The sequence below is a fragment of the Bradyrhizobium oropedii genome (assembly GCF_020889685.1).
Lineage (GTDB): Bacteria > Pseudomonadota > Alphaproteobacteria > Rhizobiales > Xanthobacteraceae > Bradyrhizobium > Bradyrhizobium oropedii.
Genome location: NZ_JACMYO010000013.1, coordinates 1 through 14,005 on the forward strand (window position 1 = coordinate 1; position 14,005 = coordinate 14,005).

The 14,005-nt window shown below is 64.4% G+C and carries 13 protein-coding genes and 1 pseudogene; 10 read left to right on the forward strand and 4 right to left on the reverse strand.

Annotation, left to right across the window (positions count from 1 at the left end):
- The 7 genes from H8A95_RS06035 to phoB all read left to right on the forward strand — a co-directional run.
- The coding region (locus tag H8A95_RS06035; protein ID WP_229182339.1) for an ATP-binding protein at nucleotides 1–1,060 on the forward strand (1,060 nt) is incomplete at its 5' end.
- A 136-nt stretch (nucleotides 1,061–1,196) separates the two neighbouring features.
- Nucleotides 1,197–2,207 carry a phosphate ABC transporter substrate-binding protein PstS gene (gene pstS, locus H8A95_RS06040; protein WP_229182340.1) on the forward strand — a complete coding sequence of 337 codons (1,011 nt, stop codon included), beginning with the start codon at nucleotides 1,197–1,199 and terminating at the stop codon, nucleotides 2,205–2,207.
- A 240-nt stretch (nucleotides 2,208–2,447) separates the two neighbouring features.
- Nucleotides 2,448–3,437: a phosphate ABC transporter permease subunit PstC gene (gene pstC / locus H8A95_RS06045; protein WP_229182341.1), complete on the forward strand. Its 990-nt coding sequence runs from the start codon at nucleotides 2,448–2,450 to the stop codon at nucleotides 3,435–3,437.
- Nucleotides 3,438–3,441: 4 nt separating this feature from the next.
- Nucleotides 3,442–4,287 carry a phosphate ABC transporter permease PstA gene (gene pstA, locus H8A95_RS06050; protein ID WP_163153113.1) on the forward strand — a complete coding sequence of 282 codons (846 nt, stop codon included), beginning with the start codon at nucleotides 3,442–3,444 and terminating at the stop codon, nucleotides 4,285–4,287.
- Nucleotides 4,284–5,102, forward strand: a complete 819-nt coding sequence (gene pstB, locus H8A95_RS06055; protein ID WP_029079896.1) for a phosphate ABC transporter ATP-binding protein PstB — start codon at nucleotides 4,284–4,286, stop codon at nucleotides 5,100–5,102. The genes pstA and pstB overlap by 4 nt, the downstream gene beginning before the upstream one ends.
- Before the next feature lie 97 nt (nucleotides 5,103–5,199).
- Nucleotides 5,200–5,916 carry a phosphate signaling complex protein PhoU gene (gene phoU / locus H8A95_RS06060; RefSeq protein ID WP_050403109.1) on the forward strand — a complete coding sequence of 239 codons (717 nt, stop codon included), beginning with the start codon at nucleotides 5,200–5,202 and terminating at the stop codon, nucleotides 5,914–5,916.
- A 128-nt stretch (nucleotides 5,917–6,044) separates the two neighbouring features.
- Entirely contained in the window at nucleotides 6,045–6,755 is a 711-nt protein-coding gene (phoB, locus tag H8A95_RS06065) for a phosphate regulon transcriptional regulator PhoB (protein WP_016844067.1), read from the forward strand.
- Between the two features lie 217 nt (nucleotides 6,756–6,972).
- Here phoB and H8A95_RS06070 read toward each other — a convergent pair whose 3' ends face one another.
- Both H8A95_RS06070 and H8A95_RS06075 read right to left on the reverse strand, forming a co-directional pair.
- On the reverse strand, nucleotides 6,973–7,485 hold the full coding sequence (locus tag H8A95_RS06070) for a GcrA family cell cycle regulator (protein ID WP_163153111.1): 513 nt from the start codon (nucleotides 7,483–7,485) through the stop codon (nucleotides 6,973–6,975).
- Between the two features lie 260 nt (nucleotides 7,486–7,745).
- Entirely contained in the window at nucleotides 7,746–7,985 is a 240-nt protein-coding gene (locus tag H8A95_RS06075; RefSeq protein WP_229182342.1) for a hypothetical protein, read from the reverse strand.
- Between H8A95_RS06075 and H8A95_RS06080 the strand changes: the two genes are divergently transcribed.
- From H8A95_RS06080 to H8A95_RS06090, 3 genes are all read left to right on the forward strand, one after another.
- Nucleotides 7,984–9,192: an aspartate aminotransferase family protein gene (locus tag H8A95_RS06080; protein ID WP_229182343.1), complete on the forward strand. Its 1,209-nt coding sequence runs from the start codon at nucleotides 7,984–7,986 to the stop codon at nucleotides 9,190–9,192. The genes H8A95_RS06075 and H8A95_RS06080 overlap by 2 nt on opposite strands.
- Entirely contained in the window at nucleotides 9,192–10,118 is a 927-nt protein-coding gene (gene argF, locus H8A95_RS06085; protein ID WP_229182344.1) for an ornithine carbamoyltransferase, read from the forward strand. Before H8A95_RS06080 ends, argF begins: the two co-directional genes overlap by 1 nt.
- A 227-nt stretch (nucleotides 10,119–10,345) precedes the next feature.
- Entirely contained in the window at nucleotides 10,346–11,347 is a 1,002-nt protein-coding gene (locus H8A95_RS06090; RefSeq protein ID WP_229182345.1) for an Hsp33 family molecular chaperone, read from the forward strand.
- Between the two features lie 246 nt (nucleotides 11,348–11,593).
- On the opposite strand, the pseudogene H8A95_RS06095 reads toward H8A95_RS06090, so the two are convergent.
- Nucleotides 11,594–12,141: pseudogene (locus H8A95_RS06095) on the reverse strand (c-type cytochrome).
- 196 nt (nucleotides 12,142–12,337) lie between these two features.
- Nucleotides 12,338–13,975 carry a SulP family inorganic anion transporter gene (locus H8A95_RS06100; RefSeq protein ID WP_229182346.1) on the reverse strand — a complete coding sequence of 546 codons (1,638 nt, stop codon included), beginning with the start codon at nucleotides 13,973–13,975 and terminating at the stop codon, nucleotides 12,338–12,340.
- Between the last annotated feature and the right edge of the window lie 30 nt (nucleotides 13,976–14,005).

Here is a 14,005-nt window from a genome sequence, read left to right on the forward strand (position 1 = left end):
CGCCGTCGTCGCCGGCATGCCGGACCCGGCCGTGCTGCTCGATCGCGCCGGCCGCGTCATCCATCTCAACGCCGCCGCGGCCGAGCTTGCGCCGGCGCTGCGCAGGAACGAACTGGCGCAATTTGCCCTGCGTTCGCCGGAGATTATCACCGCATTGCGCGAGGCGATCGCGACCACCGAGCCGCGCCGCGCCACCTACAGCGATCACGTTCCGGTCGATCGCTGGATGGAACTGGTGATCACGCCGGTGCCGGTGCCGACCCAGTTCGGCGGCACCGAGAAGTGCATGCTGATGACCTTCCACGATCTGACGCCGCTGCGTCGGGTCGAGGAGATGCGCGCCGACTTCGTCGCCAACGCCAGCCACGAGCTGCGCACGCCGCTCGCCGCGCTGTCCGGCTTCATCGACACGTTGCAGGGGCCGGCGCGTGAGGACGCGCGGGCGCGCGAGCGCTTTCTCGGCATCATGCATACCCAGGCCACCCGCATGGCGCGGCTGATCGACGATCTGCTGTCGCTGTCGCGGGTCGAGCTGTCGGCTCATGTGCGGCCCGAGGCGTCGATCGACATCGTGCCGATCATCCGCCAAGTGGCCGACGGCCTCGAGGCGCTGGCCAGCGAGCGTCAGGTCGAGATCGATGTCGACCTGCCTCAGACCCCGGTCACGATCGCCGGCGACCGTGAGGAACTGCTCCGCCTGTTCGAGAACCTGATCGAGAACGCCCTCAAATACGGCGCCTCGGGCGGCCGCGTCATAGTGTCGCTCAATCAGACCGTTTCGGGCGCATCGGGCGAGGGGACCCCCGAAATCCGTGTCCTGGTACGGGATTTCGGCCCCGGCATCGCCCCGGAGCACCTGCCGCGGCTGACCGAACGGTTCTACCGGGTGGACGTCGGCGACAGCCGAAACCAGGGCGGAACGGGCCTCGGATTATCGCTGGTGAAACATATTCTTAACCGTCATCGCGGGCGCCTTGTGATCGAAAGCGTGCCGAACAATGGCGCCACTTTTACCGCCTGTTTTCCCCGGCCGAAGACCCCGTTTCCGACCCAAAGCTAAGCATTTTCAGCCGCTTAGTGTTGTCATCGAACTGTCATCCAACCTTCGTAAAAGCAGCACCGACCGCTCCTAGATGGACCGGTGTGAGCGCGATCGGGCGCATTCGGCGCTTCGCTCACAAGATGGAGACGACCCCATGAATTTCATCAAAGCAATCGTCGCTGCCGGCTTGGTCGCCGCGTCGACGTCGGCCTTCGCTGCCGATATTACCGGCGCAGGCGCAACGTTTCCGTTCCCGATCTATTCGAAGTGGGCTGACGCCTACAAGAAGGACACCGGCAATGGCCTGAACTATCAGTCGATCGGTTCGGGCGCCGGCATCAAGCAGATCCAGGCCAAGACCGTGACCTTCGGTGCGACTGACGCGCCGCTCAAGGCCGAGCAGCTCGAGAAGGACGGCCTCGTCCAGTGGCCGATGGTGATGGGCGCGATCGTTCCGGTCGTGAACGTCGAAGGCGTGAAGTCGGGCGATCTCGTGCTCTCCGGCGAAGTGCTCGGCGACATCTATCTCGGCAAGATCACCAAGTGGAACGACGCGGCGATCGCCAAGCTCAATCCGAAGCTGACCCTGCCGGCCGATGCGATCACCGTCGTCCGCCGCTCGGATGGTTCGGGCACCACCTTCAACTTCACCGACTACCTCTCCAAGTCAAACGCCGACTGGAAGTCCAAGGTCGGTTCCGGCACCGCGGTCGAATGGCCGGTCGGCGTCGGCGCCAAGGGCAACGAAGGCGTTGCCGGCAACATCAGCCAGACCAAGAACGCGATCGGCTATGTCGAATACGCCTACGCCAAGCAGAACAAGCTGACCTACACCGCGCTGGTCAACAAAGCCGGCAAGACCGTGCAGCCGACCATTGCCGCCTTCCAGGCTGCTGCGTCGAATGCCGACTGGTCCAAGGCCCCCGGCTATTACGTGATCCTGACCGACCAGCCGGGCGAAGCCTCCTGGCCGATCACCGCGGCGACCTTCATCCTGATGCACAAGGACGCGACCGACAAGGCGGCCTCGCAGGAAGCGCTCAAGTTCTTCAAGTACGCCTTCGAGAAGGGTGGCAAGGCGGCCGAAGAGCTCGACTACATCCCGATGCCGGACTCGGTCGTCAAGTTGATCGAGAAGACCTGGTCTTCGGACATCAAGAGCTAAGTCCAACGCTTCGAATAAGGCCTGTGCCGCCTCCCAAGGGCGGCACAGGTCGAGCGACCAAGACCGGGCCCCATCACCGCGGCAAGATGCGCGGCAAGATACGTGGATTGGGCCCGGGGTTCGCGTCCCGGGAGGCGCAACCGGAACGACGCCCGGCCTCATGCGTCAGTGAAGATCGCTTCGGGGGCGTAGCGGTTGGTGCAGCTTTCAAATAAAAAAGAGGGAATTGGCGTGGCAGACATGGCTGTTCAGAGCGATGTGATGGAAGCCGCCGGACCTTACGATCGCGCCAAGGCCCTCAGCGCCTTCAAGCTGGGTGACCTCACCTTCTATTGGATCACCCGCATCTCGGCGATTTCGGTTCTGTTGATCCTCGGCGGCATCATCCTGTCGCTGATCGCCGGCGCCTGGCCGGCGATGAAGGAATACGGCTTCGCCTTCCTCTGGACGCAGCGCTGGGCGCCCTCGGCCGATCCGCCGGTGCTCGGCGCGCTCGGCCCGATCTACGGCACGCTGATCACCTCGGTCATCGCGATGATGGTTGCCATTCCGGTCGGCATCGGTATCGCCGTGTTCCTCACCGAGCTCTGCCCGCAGATGCTGCGCCGCCCGATCGGCATCGCCATCGAGCTGCTCGCCGGCATCCCCTCGATCATCTACGGCATGTGGGGCTTCTTCGTGCTGGGCCCGTTCCTCGCCAACACGTTCCAGCCCTTCATGATCAGGCTGTTCGAAGGCGTTCCGGTGCTGGGTGCGGTGTTCGCAGGGCCGCCGTCCTATCTCAGCCTGTTCAACGCCGCGCTGATCCTCGCCATCATGGTGCTGCCCTTCATCACCGCGATCTCGGTGGACGTGTTCAAGACCGTGCCGCCGGTGCTCAAGGAAGCCGCCTACGGCATGGGCTGCACCACCTGGGAAGTGGTCAGCAACGTTGTGATCCCCTACACCCGCGTCGGCGTGATCGGCGGCATCATGCTGGCGCTCGGCCGCGCACTCGGTGAGACGATGGCGGTGACCTTCATCATCGGCAACTCGTTCCGTATCTCGTCGTCGATCTTCGCGCCGGGCACCACGATCTCGGCGGCGATCGCCTCCGAATTCGCCGAGAGCGACGGCCTGCACCAGTCCGGCCTGATCCTGCTCGGCCTCCTGCTGTTCGTGCTGACCTTCTTCGTGCTCGCCGGCGCGCGGCTGATGCTGATGCGGCTTGAAACGAAAGCGGGGAAATAGCGCCATGAACCCGATCTACAAATCCCGCCGCCGCAGCGACATCGTCATTCGCGCACTCTGTGTCGGCGCGGCGCTGTTCGGCGTCACCTGGCTCGCGCTGATCCTGTTCACGCTGGTCTATAACGGCCTTGCCGGCCTCAGCGTGCAGCTGTTCACCCAGAACACGCCGCCGCCGGGCTCGACCGAAGGCGGCCTGCTCAATGCCATTGTCGGCTCGGTCATCATGACGGTGATCGGCGTCGGCATCGGCGCGCCGCTCGGCCTGTTCGCCGGCACCTACCTCGCCGAGTACGGCAAGCACGACAAGCTCACCTCGGTGATCCGCTTCATCAACGACATCCTGCTCAGCGCGCCTTCGATCATTATCGGCCTGTTCATCTATGGCGCGGTGGTGGTGCCGATGCGCGGCTTCTCGGCGATCGCAGGCAGTCTCGCGCTCGCCGTGATCGTGATCCCGGTCGTGCTGCGCACCACCGAGGACATGCTGCTGCTCGTGCCCAATCCGCTGCGCGAGGCGGCCTCCGCGCTCGGCCTGCCGCGTTCGCTGGTGATCAAGCGGATCGCTTATCGTGCTGCGCGTAGCGGCTTGATCACCGGCGTGCTGCTGGCGACCGCCCGTGTCGCCGGTGAAACCGCGCCGCTGTTGTTCACCGCGCTGTCGAACCAGTTCTTCAGCTGGGATTTGACCAAGACGATGGCCAACCTGCCGGTGACAATCAACAACTTCGTGCAGAGCCCCTACGCCTACTGGAAAGAGCTGGCGTGGAGCGGTGCGCTGCTCATCACCTTCACTGTGCTCGCGCTGAATATCGGCGCGCGTATCCTTGGTGCCGAAAGGGCCGCAAAATGACCGAGCTTTCCGTCTCCACGACCGTCGCGAGCCACGTTCCCCAGGTTCCACTGCCGGAAGCGCCGCCGAAAGTCACGGTGCGCAACCTCAACTTCTATTACGGCGAGCACCACGCGCTGAAGAACATCAATTTGACGCTAGGCACCAACCGCGTCACGGCGTTCATCGGCCCGTCGGGCTGCGGCAAGTCGACCCTGCTGCGCATCTTCAACCGGATGTATGATCTCTATCCGGGCCAGCGCGCGGTCGGCCAGCTGATGCTGGACCAGACCAACATTCTCGATCCCAAGCTCGACCTCAATCTGCTGCGCGCGCGGGTCGGCATGGTGTTCCAGAAGCCGACGCCGTTCCCGATGACGATCTACGAGAACATCGCCTTCGGCATCCGCCTCTACGAGAAGATCTCGAAGTCCGAGATGGACGACCGGGTCGAGAAGGCGCTGCGCGGCGGCGCGCTGTGGAACGAGGTCAAGGACAAGCTGAACGCCTCCGGCCTGTCGCTCTCCGGCGGCCAGCAGCAGCGCCTGTGCATCGCGCGCACCGTGGCGGTGCGTCCCGAAGTGATCCTGTTCGACGAGCCGTGCTCGGCGCTCGATCCGATCTCGACCGCCAAGGTCGAGGAGCTGATCCAGGAGCTCTCCGAGGACTACACGATCGCGATCGTCACCCACAACATGCAGCAGGCGGCGCGCGTCTCCGACAAGACCGCCTTCATGTATCTCGGTGAGCTGATCGAGTTCGACGACACCAACAAGATCTTCACCTCGCCGAGCGATCGACGCACCCAGGACTACATCACCGGCCGGTTCGGCTAGCGCATGATCCGCAAAAGTGGGCACCGGTTTTTCGATCGGATCGTGCGAAACTGAGGACACCAAATCATGATCCCCGGGATCATGAGGGAGACAAGCGATGGCTTCTGAACATACCGCCAAGGCATTCGACAGCGACCTGCAGGAGTTGACCCGCCTGGTCGCCGAGATGGGCGGCCTCGTCGAGCGGATGATCACCGAGTCGGTCGACGCGCTGATCCGTCGCGACGTCGCGCTCGGCAAGCGCGTGGTCGCCGCCGACATCGAGATCGACAATCTGCAGCGCGTCATCGAAGAGCGCGCGGTGCTGACGATCGCCCGCCGCCAGCCGATGGCGATCGACCTGCGCGAAATCGTCAGCGCGATGCGCGTCGCCACCGACCTCGAGCGGATCGGCGACCTCGCCAAGAACATGGGCAAGCGCGTCGCGGCGCTGGAGAGCGATTTCCAGCCGCTGAAGCTGATCCGCGGCCTGGAGCACATGACCGACCTCGTGCTGTCGCAGGTCAAGTCGGTGCTCGACGCCTATGCCGCGCACGATCTGCCGGCGGCGATGAACGTCTGGAAGGGCGACGAGGAAGTCGATGCGATCTGCACCTCGCTGTTTCGCGAGCTGCTCACCTACATGATGGAGGATCCGCGCAACATCTCGTTCTGCATCCATCTGATGTTCTGCGCCAAGAATATCGAGCGGATCGGCGATCACGCCACCAATATCGCCGAGACCGTGTTCTACATGATCGAAGGCCAGCAGATCACCGACAAGCGCCCGAAGGGCGACATGACCAACTTTGCCACCACGGTGCCGGGTACCTGACATGGTCCGCGCGTGCGGAAATGGATTGTCTTCGCGACAAATCGTTTCCGCGGGGATCATGCCGACGGAAGTAAGCGTTTCGGTTTGCGTCTGGGCAACGGATCACCACAGAGAAAGAACTTAAACCGATGAGCGCACGCATTCTGGTAGTCGAAGACGAGGAAGCGCTGACGACGCTGTTGCGCTACAACCTCGATGCGGAAGGCTACGATGTCGAGACGGTGGGGCGCGGCGACGATGCCGACACCCGCCTGAAGGAGCGCGTTCCCGACCTCGTGGTACTCGACTGGATGCTGCCGGGCCTGTCCGGCATCGAGCTGTGCCGCCGGCTGCGGGCGCGGCCCGAGACCAAGCAGCTTCCGATCATCATGCTGACCGCGCGCGGCGAAGAGAGCGAGCGCGTGCGCGGGCTCGCTACCGGCGCCGACGATTACATCGTCAAGCCGTTCTCGGTGCCGGAACTGCTGGCGCGGGTGAAGGGCCTGTTGCGCCGCGCGAGCCCGGAACGGCTTGCGACCGTGCTGACCTATGGCGACATCGAGCTCGACCGCGAGAAGCGCCGCGTGGCGCGCTCGGGCCGTCCGATCGATCTCGGGCCGACCGAGTATCGCCTGCTCGAATTCTTCCTCGAGCATCCCGGCCGCGTGTTCAGCCGCGAGCAGCTGCTCGACAGCGTCTGGGGCCGCGACATCTATATCGATGAACGCACCGTCGACGTGCATATCGGCCGGCTGCGCAAGCTGCTCAATCCGGGCCGCGAGCAGGATCCGATCCGCACCGTGCGCGGCGCCGGCTATGCGCTCGACGACCGCTTCGCTAAGGCCGAGCCGCAGCCGTAACGGCTGGCAACAATCGCAACAACGGTCCCGTCATTGCGAGCCACCCGGTCGGCGCGAAGCGCCGCCGGATGACAAGCTCCGCGAAGCAATCCATCTTACCGAAAATGCGGAACGATGGATTGCTTCGTCGCTTCGCTCCTCGCAATGACGGCGACAACAAAAAAATCCCCGCTTTTGCGGGGATTTGCTTTTGCAGTTCAGGCTGTTTCCCGAGTGCTTACTTGATCTGTGGCTTCGCCGACGGCCTGCGGCGGTCGCCGGCGGGCTGGTAGGCGACGCGCGAGTGATGCGCGCAATAGGGCAGGCCGCCGAGTGCCTTGCCGCCGCAGAAGAAGAATTCCGGGCTCGACGGATCGCCGACCGGCCAGTGGCAGGTGGCCTCGTTGAGCTCGAGCAGCGACAGCCGCTGGCTCATCGGCACCACGTTGTCGTAGGAGATCGGATCGGCCTCCATCTCGACCTCGAAGGCGTGCGCGAGCGCGGTGTTGCCGCGCGAGACCGGGCGCGCCACCCGCATCATGTGCTGGGCGGGACGGGCCTTGCGCTGCCGCGGGGCGGCTGTCGAGGGGGCCTTGGCGCGGCCGGAGAGGCCGAGCCGGTGCACTTTGCCGATCACGGCGTTTCGCGTCACATTGCCAAGTTCCGCTGCGATCTGGCTGGCCGAAAGGCCAGACTCCCAGAGCTTCTTCAGCTGCTCGACGCGATCGTCGGACCAGGTCAATACCGTCATCGCATTCTTCCTTTCGCATGGCGCCGGCCAGTCATTGGAACGGCGCTGCGAGCCAAATCTGGACAAATATCCCTGCGGCCAGAATCCCTTAGCCCTCGCCGGGCGCGGTCTTGCGCCCGAACGTTTACGTGAGACACGAAGGCTACTTAGAGGGTCCAGTACTGCCGCACGAGATGTCGTACCCGACAGGCCAAACGCTACAATATGGCGTGACTCTGGCGCAAGAGTCCGCGGCCGTGCGTCCACATGTTCCCACAAAGTTAAGCATTGCAATGAGGCTTTTCCACCGCACCGGAATGCTCCGGATTGCGCTGGTTTCGCATTGCAGGAAGGCCGGCAAAGGCAGGCTCCCGGCGATTGACACCGACCAGCCGCCGCATAGAATGCTCCTCACGTGCCGCCCGCAAAGGCGGCACGTTTTGTTTTCCGAAGCTGGCCGTTGCTGCGCTGGCGTCAAGGCGCGCGGCAATTGTCGGTTCAAAACCGTCAGTGAACGCCATGACCAACAGCGCCTCGTCGCATCTGCTCCCCGTCTTCGCCAGGGTCGATCTCGGCTTCGAGCGCGGTGAGGGCGCCTGGCTGATCGCAACCAACGGCGACCGCTATCTCGATTTCACCTCGGGCGTCGCGGTGAACGCGCTCGGGCATGCGCATCCGCATCTGGTCAAGGCGCTGCAGGAACAGGCGACCAAGCTCTGGCACATGTCGAACCTGTTCAAGAGCCCGGACGGCGAGGTGCTCGCCGCGCGGCTCTGCGAGCAGAGCTTTGCGGACTTCGTGTTCTTCTGCAATTCCGGCGCGGAAGCGATGGAGGGCGTGATCAAGCTGGTCCGCCACCATCACTTCTCCAAGGGCCATGGCGAGCGCTACCGCATGATCACCTTCGAGGGCGCCTTCCACGGCCGCACGCTGGGCACGCTGGCTGCGACCGGCTCGGCGAAATATCTCGAGGGCTTCGGCCCGCCGATGGACGGCTTCGACCAGGTGCCGCATGGCGACATTGAGGCGGTCAAGAAGGCGATCGGCCCGCACACCGCCGGCATCCTGATCGAGCCCGTGCAGGGCGAGGGCGGCGTGCGCTCGGCGCCGCAGGCGTTCTTCAAGGCGTTGCGCGCGCTCTGCGACGAGCATGGCCTGTTGCTGGCGTTCGACGAGGTGCAGACCGGCATGGGCCGCACCGGCGAACTGTTCGCCTACAAGCGCACCGGCGTCACGCCGGACGTGATGTCGCTGGCGAAAGCGCTCGGCGGCGGTTTCCCGATCGGCGCGGTGCTGGCGACGGCGCAGGCGGCGGCCGGCATGGCGCCGGGTTCGCACGGCTCGACCTTCGGCGGCAATCCGCTCGCGGTCGCAGCCGCCAATGCAGTGCTCGACGTCATGCTGAAGCCCGGCTTCTTCGACCACGTGCAGAAGATGTCGCTGCTGCTCAAGCAGAAGCTCGCTTCCGTGATCGACCGCTATCCCGGCGTGCTGTCGGATGTGCGCGGCGAGGGCCTGTTGATCGGCGTCAAGGCCGTGGTGCCGTCGGGCGACCTGATCGCCGCGCTGCGCAACGAGAAGCTGCTCACCGTCGGCGCCGGCGACAATGTGGTGCGGTTCCTGGCGCCCCTGATCGTGACCGAGGCCGAGATCGACCAGTCGATCACCTCGCTCGAGCGCGCTTGCGCAACGCTCTCGGCGGGACAGCCGAAGAAGGCGGCGGGGTGATGAGCAAGCCGGTCCGTCACTTCCTCGACATCGACGAGCTGCCGCTCGCCGAGCTACGCACCATGCTCTCCGCCGGAGCCGCCATGAAGGCGAAGCTGAAGGCGCATGAGAAGGGCAGGAAGCCGCTCGAAGGCAAGACGCTCGCGATGATCTTCGAGCGGCCGTCGACCCGCACAAGGGTGTCGTTCGACGTCGGCATGCGCCAGCTCGGCGGTGAATCCATCATGCTGACCGGCGCAGAGATGCAGCTCGGCCGCGGTGAGACCATAGCCGACACCGCGCGCGTGCTGTCGCGCTATGTCGATGCGATCATGATCCGCATCCTCAACCATGACGCGCTGCTCGAGCTCGCGGCTCACGCCACCGTTCCCGTCATCAACGGTCTGACCCGGCGCTCGCATCCCTGCCAGGTGATGGCCGATCTCATGACCTATGAGGAAAATCGCGGCTCGATCGAGGGCAAGACGGTGGCCTGGACCGGCGACGACAACAACGTGCTGGCCTCTTGGGCGCACGCAGCCGAACGGTTCAAGTTCCAGCTCAATGTCGCGACCCCGCCGGAGCTCTCGCCGAAGAAGCCGATGCGCGACTGGATCAAGGCGACCGGCGCGCCGATCAAACTCGGCACCGACCCGGAGGCCGCCGTGCGCGGCGCCGACTGCGTCGTCACCGACACCTGGGTGTCGATGGGCGACAAGGAGGGTGAGCACCGTCACAACGCGCTGCGGCCCTATCAGGTCAATGCCAAGCTGATGTCGCTCGCCAAGCCTGACGCCCTGTTCATGCACTGCCTGCCCGCTCATCGCGGCGAGGAGGTCACCGACGAGGTGATCGACGGCCCGCAATCCGTGGTGTTCGACGAGGCGGAAAACCGCCTGCATGCGCAGAAGGGCATCCTGGCCTGGTGCTTCGACACGGTCGCGTAGTCGTAGATCAGTAAACGTCGTCGTCCCGGGCAAGCGAAGCGCGACCCGGGACCCATAACCACCGTTGTAAATTTGCGAAGGCTGGGGCCCCAGCTTGGCGCAGCAACTCACACCGGTGGTTATGGGTCCCTGCTCCAGTGCGCAATTGCGCACAAGGCAGGGACGACGTCGATCCTCGGTATGCTGAACCCCTTTATTCCACGGTCCGAGACCCCAGATAGAGCGCCATGGTTTCACAATCCCCCGACATCAAAATCACGACCGAGACGCCCACTCGCGCGCCGTCAGCGGTTCCCGTCGACGATGCCGTGCTGGCCTTCGAGGTCGGCGCGCTGGACTTGCGCGGCCGGCTGACCCGGCTCGGACCCGCGCTCGACGAGATCCTGCACAAGCACGATTATCCGCCGGCGGTCGGCAAGCTGCTCGGCGAGGCCATCGTGCTGACCACGCTGCTCGGTTCGTCCGTCAAGTTCGAGGGCCGCTTCATCCTGCAGACCCGGACCGAAGGCCCGGTCTCGCTGCTGATCGTCGATTTCCAGGCGCCCGACCGGCTGCGTGCCTATGCGCGCTACGACGCGGCGCTTCTCAAGCCGGGACAGACCTCAGGCGAGCTGCTCGGCAAGGGCCATCTTGCGATGACCATCGATCAAGGCTCGAACACCAGCCGCTACCAGGGGCTGGTCGCGCTCGACGGCGGCGGCCTCGAAGAGGCAGCCCACGAATATTTCCTGCGCTCGGAGCAGATTCCGACGCGGGTGCGGCTTGCGGTCGGCGAGGAGATGCGCGGCGGCGAGGGCGGCAAGCTGCACTGGCGCGCCGGCGGCATCCTGCTGCAATTCCTGCCCAAGGCCCCGGAGCGCGCCAAGCAGGCCGATCTGCATCCCGGCGACGCGCCGGAGGGCACGGCGACGCACAGCGTGCCGGATGACGACGCCTGGATCGAGGGCCAGTCGCTGATCTCGACCGTCGAGGATGTCGAGCTGATCGATCCCGATCTCTCCGGCGAGCGGCTGTTGTACCGCCTGTTCCACGAACGCGGCGTTCGCGTCTTCAATCCGCAACCGCTGCGCGCGCAGTGCTCCTGCTCGCGCGACGCGGTGTCGTCGATGCTGAAGAGCTTTGCGCCGAACGATCGCGCCGAGATGGTCAAGGACGGCAAGGTCGTGGTGACCTGCGAGTTCTGCTCGTCGGTCTACGAGTTCACGCCGCAGGAAGCCGGCGTCGAGTAGACGCGTTCGTCGTCACACACAACGCTCGTCATCACCCGCCAACGGGTCTCGCCTTCGGCGAGCCCGATGAAAGGCTCCAGCGGGTGATCCAGTATTCCAGAGACGTCTGTTTGTGGATACGGACAGGCCGCGGCGTACTGGATGCCCCGCCTGCGTGGGTATGACAACACGCGCTAGGCGCCTCTTCGGCGACATGAACGCCGCAAAAGCTTGGTCCGGGACGTTCAGAATAACTTCACCTTTCTGCTACTTCGCCGCTGTCGGCAGCGGTACCGGATTATCCGAAAGGGTATGCAGATAACTAATCAGATCGGCCCGTTCGCCGTCTCTGGGGATACCAGCAAAACTCATTGCAGTGCCGGGGATGTACCCTCTTGGATTGGCAAGAAACCTATTCAACTCGTCAAAGGTCCACGTGCCGCCCTTCGCCTTCATGGCCGTAGAGAAATTGAATCCGCGCCCCTCGCCTCGGTGATCGTTGACGATTCCGAAGAGATTTGGGCCAACGCGGTTGGGGCCCCCTTCTCGAAGGTGTGGCAGGACGCGCATTTTCTGGCCGACTCAGCTCCCCTCTCGACCGAGGCGGTCTGCAGCAGCTTCTCGATTGGCTCAGAGGGTGCCGGCGCGGCTTCCTGGCCGCTACCATGCGCTTCTTCCTTCACCGCGATCTCATAGCCCGGCTTTGTCGGTATCGCGGGCGCAAAAATTGCGCTGGCGGCGAAGCTCGTCACCAACAAAAGGATGCAAGTTCCCAGAATTGCACCGAGTATCTTGTTCAGCTCGAAGGAATCCATTTTTAACTCCCCCTCTCCGCGCAGTTCGAGCGATATTGTCTTGTGCGAACCGCCGACCAATTTTCCGCCGCCCGCGAGGCCGAGCGACACATCGTCACTCGCCCTCCGCATTTGCCCTGCGAACGCCACGGCTACCCAAAGCCGCCAACATCAAGAGAAAATAGCGTTAGCTATCAGATCGCCCTCAGAACAAGGGCTAGTGTCGCATCGCCCCTGTCTCGGCCAGTATGCGTGGCAGAACGTCCTTCAACGAGCGAAAATCTTCAAACAGGTCCTTCTCCGGCACGACATCCGGAACGAGGTGGAGCGTCTTCAAGATGTCGAGCTGCGCCACTGGCAGCCCGACGATGAGGATGCGCTGGCCGGCGGCCTTCAGGTCGATCAACGCGTCTTGAAGTGCATAGGCGCCCGACTGGTCCATGAAGCGGACTCGGTCCATGCGGAGCACCAGCAACTTGCCGCCCTGCGCGCGCATGGCGATGTCCGCGAAACCGCGGGCGAAGCCGAAGAACAGCGGACCTTCGAGGCGCTTGACAAGGAGCCGGTCGCGGTCCGCCGCGGGCAGGCTAAGCTCGTCGGCCCAGGACTCGTCTGCCATCGGGCCGATGGTGGTCTGCTGTTCGGAGAGATCGGCGACGTTCTTCATGAAGACGAAGGAGGCTGCGATCAGGCCGGCGGCGACGGCGACGATCACCCCGGAGAAAACCGTCAGCACCAGCACCAGGAGCATCAGCGCCGCATCAGCGCGCGGCACCTTTGTGATGTGGCCCAGGCCACGCCTGTCGATGCAGCTGAGGCCGGCCGCGACCAGGATACCGGCCAGCACCGCAGTCGGGATATATCGCACCACACCGGAGAGGCCGAGCAACACCGCAAGCAGGAATAGGCCGTGAACGACCCCCGACAGACGTGTGCTGCCGCCGGCCTCGATATTGACGATGGTGCGGATGCTGGCGCCGGCGCCCGGCAGCCCACCGACCAGCGCCGCGGCCATGTTGCCGATGCCCTGTCCGATCAGCTCGCGGTTGCTGGCGTGATGGGTCTTCGTGATGTTGTCAGCCAGCAAGGCACTCAGCAGCGAATCGATGGCGCCGAGCAATGCGAGCTCCAGCGCCGTGGTCACGATGAAGCTCATCCGCGTGAAGTCGAATTCGGGCACGACAAAGGCCGGCAGCCCGGACGGGATGGCGCCAATGCGCGGCGCGTCCACGCCGAACAGGAGCGAGGCCCCGGTCACCAGAACCAGGGCGACGACGGATGAGGGCACCGCCCGCGTGACGCGCGGCAGGAGATAGATGATTGCAAGCGTCGCCGCGGCCATCAGCGCGACGGGCCAGGCGAATCCGGCGGGCAGCGTGTGAAGTTTGGCAAGTATCTTTGCAGGATCCGAGGAAGGCGCCGCCATTCCGGCCATCGGGAAAATTTGCTGGATGAAGATCAGGACGCCAATGCCGCTCATGAATCCGGAGATCACCGGGTACGGCACGTAGCGGATGTAACTCCCGAGGCGCAGCAACCCCATCAGCGCCTGCAGTGCCCCCGTCAGCAGAAAGACGGCGACGACGAAAGCAAGGTTCACCTGGCCGTTGGGAAGCATGCTCGCGGCGACGACGCCGGCCGAGACCAGCGTCATCGGCGCGGTGGGGCCAGACACAAGCACCGGCGTGCCACCGAATAGCGAGGCGAGTATCCCGAGCACGATGGCACCATAGAGACCGGCTTCCGGGCCAAGACCCGAGAGGGCGCCGAGCGCGAGGCATAACGGCAGAGCAACGACGCCTGCGGAAAGCCCGCCAAACAAATCCCCCCGGCTCGGAATAAATCTGGCAACCATTATTATCGACCCGCCTGGAGGCCCTGCGCT